Raw genomic sequence first — 646 nt, forward strand, 5'->3', positions numbered from 1 at the left:
GTTCGAACTCAACTGTGAAGTGGGTAAAGACCTGCCGATGTCTCAGCTGCTCGGCGAATACGACGCGGTGTTTATCGGCGTGGGAACCTATCGCTCGATGAAAGCGGGCATTCCGCACGAAGATGCGCCGGGGGTGTACGACGCCTTACCTTTCCTGGTGGCGAATACTCGCCATCTGATGGGGCTGGCGGCCTCAGCGTCCGAACCCTTTATCGATGTCACCGGATTAAACGTGGTGGTACTCGGCGGCGGGGATACGGCGATGGACTGCGTGCGCACCGCGCTGCGCCATCAGGCGGCAAAAGTGACCTGCGCCTATCGTCGGGATGAGGCCAACATGCCTGGCTCGAAAAAAGAGGTCAAGAACGCCAAAGAAGAGGGGGCGCACTTTGAATTCAACGTGCAGCCCGTCGAACTGGTTCTGGATGCGTCGGGCAAGGTGAACGGCATTCGCCTGCTGCGCACCCGGCTTGGTGAACCGGATGCGCAGGGGCGGCGGCGTCCGGTGCCTGTCGAGGGGAGCGAGTTTGTGATGCCTGCTGATGCGGTGATCATGGCGTTTGGCTTTAACCCGCACGCGATGCCGTGGCTACAGGCGCAGGGGGTGAACGTCGACGACTGGGGGCGTATCGTGGCGAGTGTGGAC

General features: G+C 61.5%; 1 protein-coding gene. It reads left to right on the forward strand.

Annotated elements, in window-relative coordinates; genetic code table 11:
* Positions 1-646, forward strand: a 646-nt coding sequence (locus tag K5E19_RS23320) for an FAD-dependent oxidoreductase (RefSeq protein ID WP_221553300.1), incomplete at both ends; no start/stop codon positions are given.

The sequence above is a fragment of the Enterobacter sp. RIT637 genome (genome assembly GCF_019718755.1).
GTDB lineage: Bacteria > Pseudomonadota > Gammaproteobacteria > Enterobacterales > Enterobacteriaceae > Enterobacter.